The organism is Nonomuraea sp. B19D2, assembly GCF_040137845.1.
Lineage (GTDB): Bacteria > Actinomycetota > Actinomycetes > Streptosporangiales > Streptosporangiaceae > Nonomuraea.
In genome coordinates this window covers 74,709-88,849 of sequence record NZ_JBEFAK010000011.1, presented here as the reverse complement: position 1 = coordinate 88,849, position 14,141 = coordinate 74,709, and the positions used below count along the sequence as shown (strand labels likewise).

17 protein-coding genes are annotated in these 14,141 nt (G+C 68.1%); 9 read left to right on the top strand and 8 right to left on the bottom strand.

All coding sequences use genetic code 11. The features are described from left to right. Nucleotides 1–70: 70 nt before the first annotated feature. The 4 genes from ABN273_RS21575 to ABN273_RS21560 all read left to right on the top strand — a co-directional run bounded on the left by ABN273_RS21575 (nucleotide 71) and on the right by ABN273_RS21560 (nucleotide 1,541). Nucleotides 71–301 carry a hypothetical protein gene (locus tag ABN273_RS21575; RefSeq protein ID WP_349450743.1) on the top strand — a complete coding sequence of 77 codons (231 nt, stop codon included), beginning with the start codon at nucleotides 71–73 and terminating at the stop codon, nucleotides 299–301. Nucleotides 302–387: 86 nt separating this feature from the next. Then, the gene (locus ABN273_RS21570; RefSeq protein ID WP_349450742.1) at nucleotides 388–585 is read left to right on the top strand and encodes a hypothetical protein; all 198 of its coding nucleotides are present in this window, start codon (nucleotides 388–390) and stop codon (nucleotides 583–585) included. A gap of 377 nt (nucleotides 586–962) precedes the next feature. Then, a complete protein-coding gene (locus tag ABN273_RS21565) occupies nucleotides 963–1,295 on the top strand; it encodes a DUF6247 family protein (RefSeq protein WP_349450741.1) in 333 nt (110 codons plus the stop codon). After that, a complete protein-coding gene (locus tag ABN273_RS21560) occupies nucleotides 1,296–1,541 on the top strand; it encodes a hypothetical protein (protein ID WP_349450740.1) in 246 nt (81 codons plus the stop codon). Between the two features lie 356 nt (nucleotides 1,542–1,897). Here ABN273_RS21560 and ABN273_RS21555 read toward each other — a convergent pair whose 3' ends face one another. Next, nucleotides 1,898–2,716 carry a hypothetical protein gene (locus ABN273_RS21555; protein WP_349450739.1) on the bottom strand — a complete coding sequence of 273 codons (819 nt, stop codon included), beginning with the start codon at nucleotides 2,714–2,716 and terminating at the stop codon, nucleotides 1,898–1,900. Nucleotides 2,717–2,892: 176 nt separating this feature from the next. Between ABN273_RS21555 and ABN273_RS21550 the strand changes: the two genes are divergently transcribed. The 3 genes from ABN273_RS21550 to ABN273_RS21540 all read left to right on the top strand — a co-directional run bounded on the left by ABN273_RS21550 (nucleotide 2,893) and on the right by ABN273_RS21540 (nucleotide 4,692). Further along, complete coding sequence (locus ABN273_RS21550; protein WP_349450738.1) at nucleotides 2,893–3,432, top strand: DUF6461 domain-containing protein; 540 nt, start codon at nucleotides 2,893–2,895, stop codon at nucleotides 3,430–3,432. A 409-nt stretch (nucleotides 3,433–3,841) separates the two neighbouring features. Continuing rightward, nucleotides 3,842–4,066: a hypothetical protein gene (locus ABN273_RS21545; protein WP_349450737.1), complete on the top strand. Its 225-nt coding sequence runs from the start codon at nucleotides 3,842–3,844 to the stop codon at nucleotides 4,064–4,066. Continuing rightward, entirely contained in the window at nucleotides 4,063–4,692 is a 630-nt protein-coding gene (locus tag ABN273_RS21540) for a hypothetical protein (RefSeq protein WP_349450736.1), read from the top strand. The genes ABN273_RS21545 and ABN273_RS21540 overlap by 4 nt, the downstream gene beginning before the upstream one ends. A 424-nt stretch (nucleotides 4,693–5,116) precedes the next feature. Here the strand turns inward: ABN273_RS21540 and ABN273_RS21535 are convergent, their stop codons facing one another. Genes ABN273_RS21535 through ABN273_RS21510 form a run of 6 tightly spaced genes read right to left on the bottom strand, consistent with a single transcriptional unit; the run spans nucleotide 5,117 to nucleotide 11,298 of the window. Further along, nucleotides 5,117–6,280: a lipid-transfer protein gene (locus ABN273_RS21535; RefSeq protein WP_349450735.1), complete on the bottom strand. Its 1,164-nt coding sequence runs from the start codon at nucleotides 6,278–6,280 to the stop codon at nucleotides 5,117–5,119. Then, nucleotides 6,277–6,669: a MaoC family dehydratase gene (locus ABN273_RS21530; protein WP_349450734.1), complete on the bottom strand. Its 393-nt coding sequence runs from the start codon at nucleotides 6,667–6,669 to the stop codon at nucleotides 6,277–6,279. Before ABN273_RS21530 ends, ABN273_RS21535 begins: the two co-directional genes overlap by 4 nt. Continuing rightward, on the bottom strand, nucleotides 6,669–7,580 hold the full coding sequence (locus tag ABN273_RS21525) for a bifunctional MaoC family dehydratase N-terminal/OB-fold nucleic acid binding domain-containing protein (RefSeq protein WP_349450733.1): 912 nt from the start codon (nucleotides 7,578–7,580) through the stop codon (nucleotides 6,669–6,671). The genes ABN273_RS21530 and ABN273_RS21525 overlap by 1 nt, the downstream gene beginning before the upstream one ends. After that, nucleotides 7,577–8,731: an acyl-CoA dehydrogenase family protein gene (locus ABN273_RS21520; RefSeq protein ID WP_349450732.1), complete on the bottom strand. Its 1,155-nt coding sequence runs from the start codon at nucleotides 8,729–8,731 to the stop codon at nucleotides 7,577–7,579. The genes ABN273_RS21525 and ABN273_RS21520 overlap by 4 nt, the downstream gene beginning before the upstream one ends. Continuing rightward, nucleotides 8,731–9,702 (bottom strand): acyl-CoA dehydrogenase family protein, encoded by a 972-nt coding sequence (locus ABN273_RS21515; RefSeq protein WP_349450731.1) that lies wholly within the window; start codon nucleotides 9,700–9,702, stop codon nucleotides 8,731–8,733. The genes ABN273_RS21520 and ABN273_RS21515 overlap by 1 nt, the downstream gene beginning before the upstream one ends. Further along, nucleotides 9,703–11,298: an AMP-binding protein gene (locus ABN273_RS21510; RefSeq protein ID WP_349450730.1), complete on the bottom strand. Its 1,596-nt coding sequence runs from the start codon at nucleotides 11,296–11,298 to the stop codon at nucleotides 9,703–9,705. A gap of 188 nt (nucleotides 11,299–11,486) precedes the next feature. On the opposite strand from ABN273_RS21510, the gene ABN273_RS21505 reads away from it, so the two are divergent. Then, nucleotides 11,487–12,137, top strand: a complete 651-nt coding sequence (locus tag ABN273_RS21505; protein ID WP_397147535.1) for a TetR family transcriptional regulator — start codon at nucleotides 11,487–11,489, stop codon at nucleotides 12,135–12,137. A gap of 5 nt (nucleotides 12,138–12,142) precedes the next feature. On the opposite strand, the gene ABN273_RS21500 is transcribed toward ABN273_RS21505, so the two are convergent. Then, entirely contained in the window at nucleotides 12,143–13,117 is a 975-nt protein-coding gene (locus ABN273_RS21500; RefSeq protein ID WP_349450729.1) for a GlxA family transcriptional regulator, read from the bottom strand. Between the two features lie 77 nt (nucleotides 13,118–13,194). Between ABN273_RS21500 and ABN273_RS21495 the strand changes: the two genes are divergently transcribed. Further along, nucleotides 13,195–14,136, top strand: coding sequence for an NADP-dependent oxidoreductase (locus tag ABN273_RS21495; protein ID WP_349450927.1), 942 nt, complete (start codon nucleotides 13,195–13,197; stop codon nucleotides 14,134–14,136). Nucleotides 14,137–14,141 lie beyond the last annotated feature (5 nt).

Genomic DNA, 14,141 nt, shown 5'->3' with positions numbered 1-14,141 from the left:
CGCACGCGCGACAGTTCGGCCCCTCTCGGCGCTGGAAACCGCCGACAAACTCCGCGCGGCCTTGGCGCGCATGGAGATCTCCGCCGACGTCCACGAAGGGCGCGGGCTCGCGCTCGTGTCGGTGTGGACCGGGCTCGTGGTCTGGACGGATGGCTTCTGGTACCGGTGGTGGACCGGACGTCGCTCCAGGATGGGCCGCTGGTTGTACGCACATCATTCCGCCTTCGAGCCGGAGCGGGCCGCGCGCAGGATCGCTGCTCGGTATGCCGAACTCCGCCGAGTGGCCGTGGGTGTGTCATGACGGTTGGCGAAGGCTGCCTGAGTCCGCATGTACCCATGGCCCGACGTGATCACGTCCGCCTCACGTGGCTGGATCCATGTGGCGCCTTGGATCGCATCCGCGTCGTGGCATGGACGTGCACCTGCCGGGCCGTGTTCTACGAGCTGTGCGAGGGCGGCGGTCGGACACTCATCCGCCGCATCCTCCAGGCCGAAACCGGAGACGTGGTTCACGAGACCCACCAGTGCTCGATCGTTGAAGCTCGCGCGATCTGGGCGGCACTGCTGTCAGGAGAGGCCCGGTAGACAGGCACGGCGGCTGGGATTGCTCCGAGTGCCGTCCGGGTCGTACGTCAGCTCGTCTTCGACTTGCTGTCGATGCAGGATCCCGCCTCGGCTGACAGTGATGATCTACATGAGCGCTTCCCGCCAGAGTCTGACCCATCGTCTGACAGTGTGCTCATCGGCCAGCGAGTGGCCCACGGGCGTCTGTTCCAGGGTGGGCATCAGGCGCATCCCGGGACGAGCGCGAAGGCGATGCCCACCCGGAGTGGGGTCCAGCAGGCCGACCATCCCAGACAGGCGACGGGCGGGCGAGCCCCCACCTGCCCCAGTCTTCTCGCGTGTGCGTGAAGGATGTCACCCTCCCTCTGTAATCTCTAGGGGACAGGAAGGGAGCTGGCATGACTGCACAACCGCAGGATTTCGACTCCGTCGGTGCACCTCTGCCTGAGAAGAACCTGCGGACCATCCGTGCTGCGCTGGTCGTCCCAGAAGATCGTGAGGCTTTTGACGCCGGGCTCAAGGCCGTGCTCGACGAGGTCAGGGTGAGCCTGGATCTCGGAGCGCTGAACACCTTCGTGCACCGCTGGTGGATTTCCGCATGTGACACCGCCAAGGATCCCGAGGGGCGCCGACAGATGCACATCCGAGCCCAGCAGGCGCTGGCCGGCGAACCTGTGCCGCAGGGAAGGCCATGGCGGGAGATCCTTGCTGCTCGTGGGATCGATGTCTAGGTGTTCAAGCTCATCATCGATCCCGTAGCCGAGAAACAGATCGCCGCACTACCCGATCATGCACTACGTCCGCTCGCGGAGCTGTTCGCGCTGCTGGAGACTGCTCCTTGGAGCGGAGACCCGTACAACTCCAAGAACCCCAGAGCGAACATGCTTACCCATCCGTTCGGGGAACGTGGGCTCGCCACCTATGTGGTCCTGGACCGGCAGCGCGAGGTCTATCTCGTCCGCATCGAATGGCCGTAGGCCCGCGTCCGCTGCGTGCCCGTTCTCGTAGCGATCAGCGGGGACCCACGGATTCTCGGCCAGCGTCCGCCCAGATCAGCAATCCCTTGCGCAGAGGGCTTGATATCGCAAGAATTCCCAAGCTGACAGCACGGGTTCGATTTTCTCGTCGCCCGCGCTCAGAGCGAAGAGCCGGGGGCAGGGATTGATTTCCTACCTGGCTTTGTTTGTGGCAAGGGATCGTCTTCGACTTTCACAGGTGATCGTCGCCCCCAACGATGGGCCACTCGCTCCCAGGCCGATGTCGCCGCCGGCCAGGCTCCCGATGGTACGGTGGCCGTGATCGGTGCGGTTCCGAGCCGTGCTTGAGACCCGCTTCAGAGCTTGGTGTTCTTCCCGAGTCTCCCTCGGGCCTGAGTCATTACATCGGGATGAGGATCCTCAGCGAGAACCTGTAAGACGGTTTCCGGGGTGGTGGGCCATGCGGCCAGCCACCACCGTACGTTGACCGAGCGATCACGGGTCAGGCGTAGCAGTTCGCCATGAGGGAGCTTCCCTGATTGCACCGCGGCCGCGCGCACGGCTGCGGACCTGTCGTTGACGAGAAGGCGGTGCCAATCCATCGTGGTGAGCGGGTTCCGAGTCGCGCCGGCGCGGACCTTGGGATCGGCGTCAGCTATCAGAGTGGCGAGGATGGCCGGGTCATCGGTGTGCGCTGCCAGGCCCGCGCGGACATTTGGGGAGCGGTCTCCGGCGAGTGCCGCGTTCGTCTCCTCATCCAGTCCTCGGCTCTCGGCGAGCAACCGGCGCAGATCCTCGTCCGGGGACCGGCAGATGGCACGGTGGACCTCGACATCGGCGGCAGGATGGTCCGGCAGCGACCATCGGACCGACCCGTGAGGATCTTCCACCAAGGCGACCAGAACAACGGGTGGACAGGCGGGATTCTCAACAAGGATCTGACGGGTCTTCAGATCCGGGTCCCCGGCCAGTGCGCCAAACAATCCGTCCGGCGCGTCACGTCGAGCCGCCAGGGCACGCCTGACCGTGCGGGAGGGGTCCGCGGCCATGGCTTCGAGAATCTCTGGGGGTGTGGCGGGATCGCCTGCCACGGCCAGCCGGACCTCGACCTTCTTGTGGCGGGCGCGTACGTCCAGGTCAGCCTTGCCGATTGCGCTATCCGCTTCGGAAGCCATTGAGCCTAGCTGCACTGTTGAGTCCTTCCTTGAATTGAGCCGCATCATCGCAGCCGTCACTGACAGCGGGAGCGCCAGAAGGTGACAGCGTGAGAACCGCACAGCCCAGATCGGAAAGGTGTCAGTCCCTACTGCGAAGATCGCCCGGAGTTTGATCCTCCAGGAAAGGCGAGTCGATGAGCGACGCGACGGCAGCAGAGTACGAATGGCTTCATCAGGAGTTCACTGACGGTGCCGGCGACATCTGGCTCTGCATCAGCTTCGTGCAAGGCTTACTTCCCCGCGAGGTTCTGCGTCGGATCGATGTCATCCCCGGAACCGTCGGCGAATTCGGGGTCGAGGCTTATGCGGCGGATGGCGGAACGGCCCTGATCGACTACGGATGGGGCACGTCGGTGAACGCGGCACCAAGGCTGCTGTCGTCGGGCACGACCATGGCCACGGTGGTCGCCAACATCAAGAGCGACGACCTCAGCCTCCTCGTCGACGGGGGCTTGATCACCAAGCTTTGCCTGTACGCCTACTCCTTTCGCCACGGAGAAGTTCCCGAGCACCTCCTTCGTCACCTTCAGGAACTGGGCCTCGACAGGGATGATCTGACCGAAGACCCCATCCCCAGTGCTCTCGCCTTCGCGTCCCGCGCCACCGGTGTGCGTTTCACGCGCCGGCACTTCGCCCAAGACGCGCTGACCGGCGCAAGCGACCACCTCCAGTGACACCCGTACCGTTGCCACGTTTCCTCGCCGCCTACGTCGTGATCTTTATCATGTGCCAGATCCCTGCCGGAAAAGACGGGGAACCACGGTCACTCACGCTAAACGAGCAGCCGCGTCTACCTCGACCTGACGACGGGCAAGCTCTGGAGACGCAAGACGTGAATCCCGAGCTTTCCGCGGTGGTTAGAGAAGGTTGCCGTCCGCGCGGTCCATCGCCGACGCCTGCCGGAACCTGCTCGCGGTATCCAATTCAAGACACGAGCAGGAACGCCATGCGTCCACAGCGAAGCGTCTCGGGCTCAGACGGGTTCCCGGGGAGATTATCGGGCAACAGCGCTGATGACAGATGTCGCCGGCGATTATGCAACCTAAGTTGCCTTAATTTATGCAACCTCGGTAGCCTACACTGATGATGAGGAAGCGGGATCTGGAGCGGCGGATGCGCAAGCTCGCCAAGGAGTATGGCGTACCCGTTCACTCCACCGAAGGCGGCAGCCACACCAAGTGGCATGCCGGTTCGGAGGCGATGCCTGTGCCTCGCCACTCGGAGGTCAACGAGCGCACGGCGAAAGGAATCTTGGAGAACTGGGAGAGCATCCTCGCTGAGGTCGCGAAGGAGCAGGAGGAGCAGTGAGCAAGCGCGACGCCTACACCATCACCGCCAGTAGGAGCGACGGCTGGTGGGCTTTGACCGTCTCCGGACCGGGCCTCAAGCGCAGCTACCACACACAGGTGAAGCGCTTGGAGCAAGCTGAGGAGATGGCGCGTGACCTGGTGGCCACGATGCTGGATGTGGACGTCTCCGAGATTGACGCCGGCTTCGAATTGACTGTGGCCGACGATGAAGTGGCTACAGAACTGGAGGCCACGCTGGTGACCCGCCTCGCGGCGACTCTCGTCAAACAAAAGGCTGCAGAAGCGACGCAAGCTACGGCAGCTGATCTGGCGCGAAGAGGTTACGTCCACCGCGACATTGGTTACCTGCTTGGCATGTCACATCAGGCCGTTGGGAAGCTGCTGAACGAGGTGGAGAGGGGGACGGCCGCTTCTGCCGACGATGCCGGCACACGTTCCCAAGCGCTTTCCTCCCTTAAGGACATGTTCGATCGGCTTGCCATGACGCATGACACGGAAGCGCTGTTGAAGTCTTATCTGCTCGATGCGGCCGAAGGCGATCCAATGGATCTCAAGCTGGACAGGCTCAGGGCATTGGGAGAGCGGCTGCGCCATCGCAGACGGCGGAGGTTGACAGGCGCCTGAGCACGCAACTTATCAGCAGGTACATGGTCGGCTATAAGGCTTGTAGTTGCCGTCAATCCCCCAAAGGCTCAACGTCCGCGAGGAGATTCAGATGCCAACCCCAGAAACGACGCGGTATCAGAGGCGGGAGTACGGACCTCGGTGCCGCGAAGCTGGTTGGATGGGGCCCGGATCCAGCAGGCCAACCCGGTAACTGGGTAAGGGGTGGGCGATGGCGCCGCAAGGCGCGGGGGGTGCGCCGACAGGCGCCTCAATATGAAACGCCTGACCCCCCGAGCGCGGAGCGCCCCCTGGCGAAGACCTTTGCGCGCCGGCAGGCGCGGCCCGGGACGAGCGAAAGCGAGGCCCGTCCGGGGTGGGGTCCAGCAGGCCGACCACCCGGACGGGCAACGGGTGGGCGCTCGTCGGCCCACCTACCCGTTGGTTACTCGGCTGAGAGGATCAGGCCGCTTGTCGGTACGCCTGTGCCCGCCGTGACCAGTACGTTCCGCACGTTCGTGAGCTGGTTGGCCGCCGTTCCCCTGATCTGGCGTACCGCCTCCGCTATGCCGTTCATGCCGTGAATGTAGGCCTCCCCCAGCTGGCCCCCATGTGGGTTGACCGGGAGCTTGCCGGCCAGCTCTATGGTCCCCTCCCTGAGGAAGTCCGGGGCCTCTCCTCGGTCGCAGAAGCCCAGTTCCTCGAGTTGGGCCAGGACGAACGGGGTGAAGTGGTCGTACAGGATGGCCGTTTGGATGTCTTTGGGGGATAAGTCGGACATGTTCCAGAGTTGGCGGCCTACCAAAGACATTTCGGGGAGGCCTGTCATGTCGTCTCTGTAATAGCTGGTCATCATCATCTGGCCGGCGGCCGAGCCCTGCGCCGCTGCCGCGATGAGGGCGGGTGATCTGCGTAGGTCGCGGGCCCGCTCTGCCGACGTGACGACCAGGGCCACCGCGCCATCGCTCTCCTGGCAGCAGTCGAGCAGGTGCAGCGGCTCCACGATCCACCTGGACGCCTGGTGCTCCTCCAGCGTGATGGGGCGCTGGTAGAACCAGGCGGCCGGATTGGTGGCCGCGTGCCGGCGCATGGCCACCGCCACCCGGCCGAAGTCCTCCGAGGTCGCGCCGTACGCATGCATGTAGCGGCGCGCGAACATCGCCACCCACGCCGCGGGCGTCATCAGGCCGAACGGCACGTGCCAGCTCATCTCCAGGCCCTGCGAGGTGGGCTCGCCGGTCAGGCGGCTGTTGGGCTGGCCGAAGCGGCGGCCCGAGCGCTCGTTGAAGGCGCGGTAGCAGACGACCGTCCGCGCCGTTCCCGTGGCCACCGCCATGGCGGCGTGTGCCACGGTCCCGCAGGCCGCGCCGCCGCCGTACTCGACCCGCGAGAAGAACGTCAGGTCCCCGATCCCCGTCTCCCTGGCCACGGCGATCTCCTGGTTGGAGTCCTGGGTGTACGTCACCATGCCGTCCACGTCACCAGGTGACAGGCCCGCGTCGTCCAGTGCCGACAGCACGGCCTCGGCGGCGAGCCGCAGCTCCGAACGCCCCGACTGTTTGCTGAACTCGGTGGCGCCGATGCCGGCTATCGCTGTACGGCCGCTCAACACCGCGTACCCTCCTCGACCAGGGTGACGGTTCCTGTGGCGTGGTCCCCCAGGCTCACCTTGCCCCGTACCTCCACCGTGAGCCGGCCGTCCGCGCGTGACACGACCGTCCCGTTGAAGGACAAGCGGTCCCCCGCGTACGCCGGCACGCCCAGCTTGACCGCGATGCGCTCGATGACGGCCTCGGGACCCGCCCAGTCGGTGACGTACCGCTCGACCAGGCCCATGGTGGTCAGGATGTTGAGGAAGATGTCCTTCGAGCCCTGGGCCCGGGCGCCCTCGACGTCATGGTGGACCGGCGTGAAGTCCATGGTGGCCAGGGCCGTGGAGATGACCACGGTGGGCGTGAGGTCGATGGTCAGCTCCGGCAGGGCCGCTCCGATCTCCATCACGCCTCCCCTGTCGTCCACATCGGGAGGACGAGCTGGTCGTCCATCCGCCGGTACGTCACGCGTAACGGCATGCCGACCACCACTTCCTCGATCGGGCAGTCCACGACGTTTCCGACAATCCGTACGCCCTCCGGCAGCTCCACCACGCCCACCACGAACGGCGTCTCCCTGCCCGGCACCGGGGGGTGATGGTGGACGACGTAGCTGTAGAGGGTTCCCCGACCGCTCACGACCGTGTGGGAGCGGTTGGCCGAGCGGCAGCGGGGGCACATCGGGCCGGGCGGGTGGCGGAGCTCGCCGCAGTCGGCGCAGGTCTGGATGCGGAGCTCGCCCTGCTTCACGCCTTCCCAGAAGAACGCGGTGTCCTGGTTGATGGCGGGTTGGAGAGGGTACGTCCCGCCGCGTTCCCCGGCCCGTGGGCGAAATTTCAGGACCCGGAAGAGCATTTCGGCGACCGGCTCGTCGTCCTCGCTGCTGTACCAGGTGACCGTCCAGGTGGCGAAGAACCCCACCCCCAGAGCCGTCCGCTTGGGCCCGGCCAGGTCCGTGAACCGGGTGGCCGGGATCAGCCGCTCCCCGATCCGCGCGTACCGGTGGTAGGTCTGCTCGCAGTTCGTCGCCACCACGCCCGGGTAGCCGCTCGCGTCGAGCGCGGCCATCATGTCGTCCACCGGCGAACGGTCCTTGGCCGAACGCCGCACGCCCGGCATCGTCCACACCTGGGCCATCGCGGGTGGAGCGACCCCCTTCTCCAGGTACGCGGGGTTCTCGTCCCCCATGGCGTCCAGCCAGTGCCTGATCATGGGGGCGTTCACGGGGTCGCGCGCCGGCGTGCCGCGTACCTCCCCCAGCGCCGCCTGCTTGCCGGCCAGCTCGTGCAGCTCCTCGTCGCCCATGGGAAGAGTCATCGCGGCGGCCTCGGCAGGCTCAGGCCGAGCATGGCGATCAGCTCCCGCTGCACCTCGTTCACCCCGCCGCCGAACGTCAGCACCACCGCCCCCTTCACCCCGTGGTCCATGCGTTCGAGCAGCTCGGCCGTCTCCGGGTCGGACGGGTCTCCGTACCTGGACAGGATGTCGCCGACGAGCCTGCCGATCTCCTGCATGCGTTCGGAGCCGTAGATCTTGGTGGCCGAGGCGTCGGGCGCGCCCAGCCAGCCGAGGTCCATGTTCGCGGCGACCTGCCAGTTCAGCAGCTCGTTGGTGCGGAAGGCCGCCCACACTCTGGCCAGCGCCCGCCGTACGTCCGGATTCGCCGCCAGCCCCGTGCGGCGGGCCCAGGTGAGGAAGCGGTCATAGGTCTGCCCGAGGTTGCCTGCCGGGCCGAGCGTGACGCGTTCGTGGTTGAGCTGGTTGACGATCAGGTCCCAGCCCCGGTCCACCTCGCCGACCACCATGTTCACGGGGACGCGTACGTCGCTGTAGTAGGTGGCGTTGGTGTGGTGGCGGCCGTCCATGGTGACGATCGGCGTCCACGAGAAGCCGGGATCGTCCGTGGAGGCGATCATCATGGTGATGCCCTTGTGCTTCTTGGCCTCGGGGTTCGTGCGGGCGGCCAGCCAGATGTACTGGGCGTAGTGCGCGCCGCTGGTGAAGACCTTCTGGCCGTTGACGACGTAGTGCTCGCCGTCCAGCACCGCCGTGGTACGCAGGGAGGCCAGGTCGGTGCCGGCCTCGGGCTCGCTGTAGCCGATGGCGAAGTGGCACTCCCCGGCGAGGATGCGCGGCAGGAAGAGGTCCTTCTGCTCCTGCGTGCCGTACTGCATGAGTGTCGGCCCCACGGTCTGCACCGTGATGATCGGGTACGGGACGCCCGCCCGGGCTATCTCGTTGGCGAAGATCTGCTGCTCGAGGGGGCCGTAACCGCCTCCGCCGTACTCCTTGGGCCAGCCGAGACCCAGCTTGCCGTCGCGGCCGAGGCGGCGGCAGTGCTCCATGTACGCCTCGCCGAACGGGTCCTCGGCGATCTTCCTGCGGTCATCGGCGGTGAGGCAGCCCTGAAAGTACTCGCGGAGCTCGTCCCGCAGTGCGCGCTGGGCGGGGGTCAGGTCGATCAGCATCAGACGAGCGCTCCGATCAGGTCGAGCTGGGCGTCTGCGCCGCCGAGCAGGTGGGACAGGTGCTTGGCCTGGGCGAAGTAGCGATGCAGCGGGTACGTCACGTCCAGCCCCAGGCCGCCGTGCAGGTGCTGGCAGGTGTAGAGGGCCCTGAACGCCTCGCTGACGTGGTACGCGGCAAGCGCCAGGTCCTGGTCGGCCGGCAGGCCCTCCCCCAGGCGCCAGACCGCCGACCACATGGCCACGTCCAGGGCCCGCGCCGCGATGTAGACGTCGGCGATCTGCATGGTCACGGCCTGGAACTCGGCCAGCGCCCGGCCGAACTGCTTCCTCGTCCTGACGTATCCGGTGGTCAGCTCCAGGGCGCCGGCCAGCACGCCACTGGCCTGGGCGGCCACGGCCGCCATGAACAGCCGCCTGGCTCCGGTGACCGCCTCGGGGCCCGCGACCCGCTCGGCCGGGGTGCCGTCCAGCACGATTGTGGCGGCGGGCTCGCCGGTGGAGGTGTACTCCGGGGTGGCGGACGGCGACCCGACCAGGAACAAGCCCTCGTCGGCGCCGATCAGCACCGGGGCCTCGGGGTAGGGCACCGAGACCTTGCGGCCGGTCAACGCCCAGCCGCCGTCAACAGTCCTGGCGGCGGTCAGGGGCGGGTCGGCCAGTGCCCTCCCGGGCTCGCGAAGCGCGACAGTGGCCCCAGAGCTCAAGCGGCGCTGCTGGTCAAGGGTGCCGAAGTGGGCCAGGGTCAGCGTGCTCACCAACGTGGGCAGCGCGGGCACCGGGGCCGCGCGCGCACCCACCTCCCGCAGCACCACGGCCATCTCAACCGGCCCGAGCCCGGCTCCGCCCGCCTCCTCCGGCACGCACACGCTCATGAGCCCGGCCTGCCGCAATCGCTCGCCGTCCTCTTTGGCCAGCACCTCGGCCGCCAACTTCCGCAGGTCCTGTTGGGTTTCGTCCAGGTTGAAGTCCATTCACGTCTCCAAGAGGTGTTGCCTGCCGTGCCGTACGAACTCCTCCTCGATCCCCTTGACGTCCGCGTGGGTCAGCGGCCGGAGCCCCGAACCCGTGCGCCGCCAGACCGGGTCGGCGGTGCGCCAGCCCTCGCGGGCGAGGACCCGTTTGAGGACCTTGTGCGAGGGCGTCTGGGGCAGATCCCCAGAAAGGCGGATAAATCGAGGCAAGGACTTTGCACCCAGATCGCGGCGCGAAGCGAGGAACGCCGTGAACGCGTCCGGGTCGAAGCCGCCCTCCAGCACGAGCGCCGCCATGACCTGGTCGCCGGCCGCCGGGTCGGGCACCGGATAGACCGCCGCCTCCACCACCCCGGCGAACTCCCTCAGCGCCGCCTCGATGGGCGCGACGGCCAGGTTCTCGCCGTCCACGCGCAGGCGTTCGGTGCCGCGCCCGGCGAAGAACACGTAGCCGTCCTCGTCCGCGTACGCCAGGTCGCCCGACCAGAACGCGCCGTCCTTGATGCGCTCGGCGTCCGCCTCCGGGTCGTTGTAGTAGCCCTCGAACAATCCCGGCCCGGCGACGTTGACCAGCTCGCCGACGGCCTCCTCCGCGTTGAGCAGGCGGCCGTCCTCGATGCGGCCCGGCAGGCACGGGCTCCCGGTCACGGGGTTGAGTATCCGGACGCCTGCCGGCAGCCGCCCGAGGCATCCTGGCGGCCCGGACGGGTCGGGGCTGAGCGAGATGGCCGTCTCCGTGGAACCGAAGGCGTCGATCACCCGGCACCCGAACCGCTCCCCGAACCTCCTGGTCGCCACCGCGCTGCCCTCGTTCCCGAACGCGAGCCGCAGCGGATTGTCGGCGTCGTCCGCGCGTTCCGGAGTGGCCAGGACATAGGAGAGCGCTTTGCCGACATAGTGCAGGTACGTGCAGCCGTACCGTCTGATGTCCGGCAGCAGGCCCGACGCGGAGAACCGGCGCCGCAGCACCAGCGCCGCCCCCGACGCCACGGCCGGGGCGTAGGCGGCCATCAGGGCGCCGGAGTGGAACAGCGGCATCGAGCAGTACACGACGTCGGCAGGCGTGAGCCGCGCCCCCAGGCTCATCCCGGGCAGGGCGAGCTTGCGCTGTGTGATCCGCACGGCGCGGGGGCGGCCCGAGGTGCCGGAGGTGAAGATCAGCATCACGAGGTCCCCGGGCGCATCCTCCGGCGTGGCAGGCGGCTCGAGCCCGGCCGCGGACAGGGGCATCGCGTCCACCCCCAGCGCCTCGGACACCTGACCGGCCGCCGACGCATAGGGGTCGTCGGCCAGGAGCAGGTCCACATCGGTGGCGCGGGCGTCGCGGATCAGCTCATCGACCGACCGCGTCGGGTTCAGCGCGACGACCACGTGCCCGGACAGCGCCGCCCCGCCCACGAGGAACACCAGCTCCGGGACGTTCTCGCTGAGCACCCCGACGTGCAACCGGGCCCCATGCCCGGACAGCCAGGCCCCGGCAGCCCGGCAGGCGGCCACATGCTCGCGCCACGACCACGCCTTGTCCTCGAACATCAGCCCAGGTCGATCGTCCCCGGCCCGTGCGAGGAGCAGGGCCGCCAGCGTGTCCGCGGTCATCCAGGGCCTCCACCAAGCGCTCGGCCAACCGATCGCAAACTAGAACAGATTCTAATATCTGTCCAGTGCCACCCCATGCCGATAAGTCGGGACATATGCCTGTAACGCCGAAGACATGGGGCTATACGGCCACTTTGTGACCCGCGAGTAACAAGCCGCGATATCAAGAAATCAGATAACGTGTTCTTATGCGTACCACGCACGCGACGATCGCCGCGCCCTCCAGCGACACCGAGGGGACCATGGAGAGCCACCCCACGACGGGCGGGCACAGCGTCCGTACGCGCAGCCAGCACCAACGCCGCAAGCGCATCGTCCAGGCGGCCGCCGCACTCGCCTCGCGCGGCGGGGTCGAGGCCATGCAGATGCGCACGGTGGCCGAGCGCGCGGGCGTGGCGCTCGGCACCCTCTACCGCTACTTCCCCTCCAAGATGGACCTGGTGGTGGCGGTGGTCGGCGAGGAGATCGACCTGCTGGAAAGCAGCATCGAGCGCAGGCCGCCCGGGGCCGCCACCCCGTCGAGCCGCGCGGTGGACGTGCTGATGAGAGCGACGCGCGGGCTCATGCGCGAGCCGGAGCTGGCCGACGCGCTCATCCGCTCGCTGATCATGGCAGAGGTGCAGACGCCGTTCGGCGAGCGCATGACGGGGCTGCTGCTACGCGTCTCGGCCGACGGCCTGAGCCTCGAAGACGCGAGCGAGGAGCAGCTCGACCTCGCGGGCTCCCTGGCCAGCGTGTGGGTGCAGGAGCTCCTCGAGATGCTGCGCGGCCGCCGCACCTACGACCAGATCCAGCGCCGCATCGAAACCGCCGCGGCAAGGCTGCTCGCCGGCATCTGAGAGCGTCATTTCCCGCTGTGGGTAGTCGTCGCGAACGTACGGCGGTACGCATGTGGTGAGACCCCCACCGCGGCCTGCAGATGTTGCCTGAGGGAGGCCGGTGTTCCGAAACCGGCTCGGTCCGCGATGCGGTCCACCGGGAGATCGCTGGTCTCCAGTAGCTGTCTGGCCAGGGCGACGCGCTGCTGGATCAGCCACTGGCCCGGGCTCATCCCCACCTCCTGCCGGAAATGCCGGGTGAACGTGCGCCTGCTCATCCCGGCATGGCTCGCCAGGTCGTCCAACTGGAGCGGGGTGCCGAGCCGTTCCATGGCCCAGGCCCTGGTGGGGGCGGTGCCGACGCTGGACGGCTCGGGCACCGGGTGCTCGATGTACTGCGCCTGGCCGCCGTCCCGCCACGGCGGCACCACGCACATCCTGGCCACCTGGTTGGCGACCCGGCTGCCGTGGTCGCGGCGGACGAGGTGGAGGCAGAGGTCGACCCCGGCCGATGCGCCGGCCGAGGTCAGCACGTCGCCGTCGTCCACGAAGAGCACGTCCGCGTCCACCCGGACCTTCGGGAACGCGGCGGCGAACCGCCTGGCATCACGCCAGTGCGTGGTCGCCGGACGTCCGTCGAGCAGGCCCGCGGCCGCCAGCACGAACGTACCGAGACAGATGGAGACGATCCTGGCGCCGGGCCGGATCCTGGCGAGCGCTCCAGCGAGCGGGGCGGGCAGCGCGTCCTTGGTCGTGACCTCGGAGTACCATCCCGCGGCGGGCAGCACCACCGTGTCCGCACTCTCCAGCGCGCTCGCGTCGTGCTCGACCAGGACCGAGTAGTCGGCGGCGGTGGCGACGGGCCTGCCGTCGGGCGTGCAGGTGACCACCTCGTAGAGCGGCTCGCCGCCGGCGCCCTGCGCGACGCCGAAAATCCGGGAGGGAACGCTCAACTCGAACGGGATGATCCCGTCAACGGCGAGAACGACGACTCGATGCATGGCCCGATCTTTACACAGAATGGCCTTTGGGCCACTCGCGAGCTTGGCGCCTCTCTTAGCAGGCTGGTCCCATGAAGATGAAAGCGATCAGCCAGGACACCCTGGGTGGCCCAGAAGTGCTGAAGATGGTCGAGGTGGAAAAGCCGGTGCCCGGCCCGACCGAGGTGCTGGTGCGAGTCGAGGCGGCCGGGCTGAACCCGACCGACTGGAAGACCCGCGCGGGCGGCGGCTCCCTGACGGACGGGCCACCGTTCGTGCTCGGGTGGGAGGTCTCGGGCGTGGTCGAGGACTCCGGCGTCGGGCAGGCGCTCTACAAGCCGGGCGACGAGGTGTTCGGCATGCTGAAGTACCCGGACGCGCACGGTGCCTTCGCCGAGTACGTGACCGCGCCGTCCCGGCATTTCGCGCGCAAGCCCGCCAACATCGACCATGTCCATGCGGCGGGGATCCCGCTCGCGGGGCTGACCGCGTACCAGGCGCTCGTGGACGTCGCCGGGCTGAAGGGCGGGCAGCGCGTGCTGATTCACGCCGCCGCGGGCGGGGTGGGGCATCTCGCGGTCCAGATCGCCAAGGCGCGTGGCGCGTACGTCATCGGGACGGCCAGCGCGGCGAAGCACGAGTTCCTGCGCGATCTGGGCGCCGACGAGCTGGTCGACTACCGGAACGAGGACTTCGCCGAGGTCGTGCGGGACGTGGACGTGGTGCTCGACGCCATCGGCGGCGACTACGGCGCGCGCTCGCTGCGCACCATGCGGGCGGGTGGCACGCTCGTCTCGATCGTGCTCAGCAAGCTTGACGCGAGCGACCGGGCGAAGGCCGACGAGCTGGGCATCCGCTCGGCGACCATGCTGGTTGAGCCGGACCAGGCCGCGATGCGCGCGCTCGCGGCCCTGGTGGAGGCGGGCCGGCTGCGGGTGGAGATCGCCGCCGCCCTCCCGCTGGCCGAGGCCGCCAAGGCCCACGAGCTCGGCGAGACGAACCGCACCACCGGCAAGATCGTCCTCACTGTCGTCCACTGACCTCT

What these genes read in the sequence shown, in the direction of transcription:
- ABN273_RS21505 (WP_397147535.1), top strand. Translation starts at nt 11,487, where the DNA reads ATGCGTACCACGCACGCGACGATCGCCGCGCCCTCCAGCGACACCGAG.
- ABN273_RS21520 (WP_349450732.1), bottom strand. Translation starts at nt 8,731, where the DNA reads ATGCTGATCGACCTGACCCCCGCCCAGCGCGCACTGCGGGACGAGCTC.
- ABN273_RS21550 (WP_349450738.1), top strand. Translation starts at nt 2,893, where the DNA reads ATGAGCGACGCGACGGCAGCAGAGTACGAATGGCTTCATCAGGAGTTC.
- ABN273_RS21545 (WP_349450737.1), top strand. Translation starts at nt 3,842, where the DNA reads ATGATGAGGAAGCGGGATCTGGAGCGGCGGATGCGCAAGCTCGCCAAG.
- ABN273_RS21500 (WP_349450729.1), bottom strand. Translation starts at nt 13,117, where the DNA reads ATGCATCGAGTCGTCGTTCTCGCCGTTGACGGGATCATCCCGTTCGAG.
- ABN273_RS21495 (WP_349450927.1), top strand. Translation starts at nt 13,195, where the DNA reads ATGAAAGCGATCAGCCAGGACACCCTGGGTGGCCCAGAAGTGCTGAAG.
- ABN273_RS21575 (WP_349450743.1), top strand. Translation starts at nt 71, where the DNA reads ATGGAGATCTCCGCCGACGTCCACGAAGGGCGCGGGCTCGCGCTCGTG.
- ABN273_RS21555 (WP_349450739.1), bottom strand. Translation starts at nt 2,716, where the DNA reads ATGGCTTCCGAAGCGGATAGCGCAATCGGCAAGGCTGACCTGGACGTA.
- ABN273_RS21565 (WP_349450741.1), top strand. Translation starts at nt 963, where the DNA reads ATGACTGCACAACCGCAGGATTTCGACTCCGTCGGTGCACCTCTGCCT.
- ABN273_RS21510 (WP_349450730.1), bottom strand. Translation starts at nt 11,298, where the DNA reads ATGACCGCGGACACGCTGGCGGCCCTGCTCCTCGCACGGGCCGGGGAC.
- ABN273_RS21530 (WP_349450734.1), bottom strand. Translation starts at nt 6,669, where the DNA reads ATGGAGATCGGAGCGGCCCTGCCGGAGCTGACCATCGACCTCACGCCC.
- ABN273_RS21515 (WP_349450731.1), bottom strand. Translation starts at nt 9,702, where the DNA reads ATGGACTTCAACCTGGACGAAACCCAACAGGACCTGCGGAAGTTGGCG.
- ABN273_RS21525 (WP_349450733.1), bottom strand. Translation starts at nt 7,580, where the DNA reads ATGACTCTTCCCATGGGCGACGAGGAGCTGCACGAGCTGGCCGGCAAG.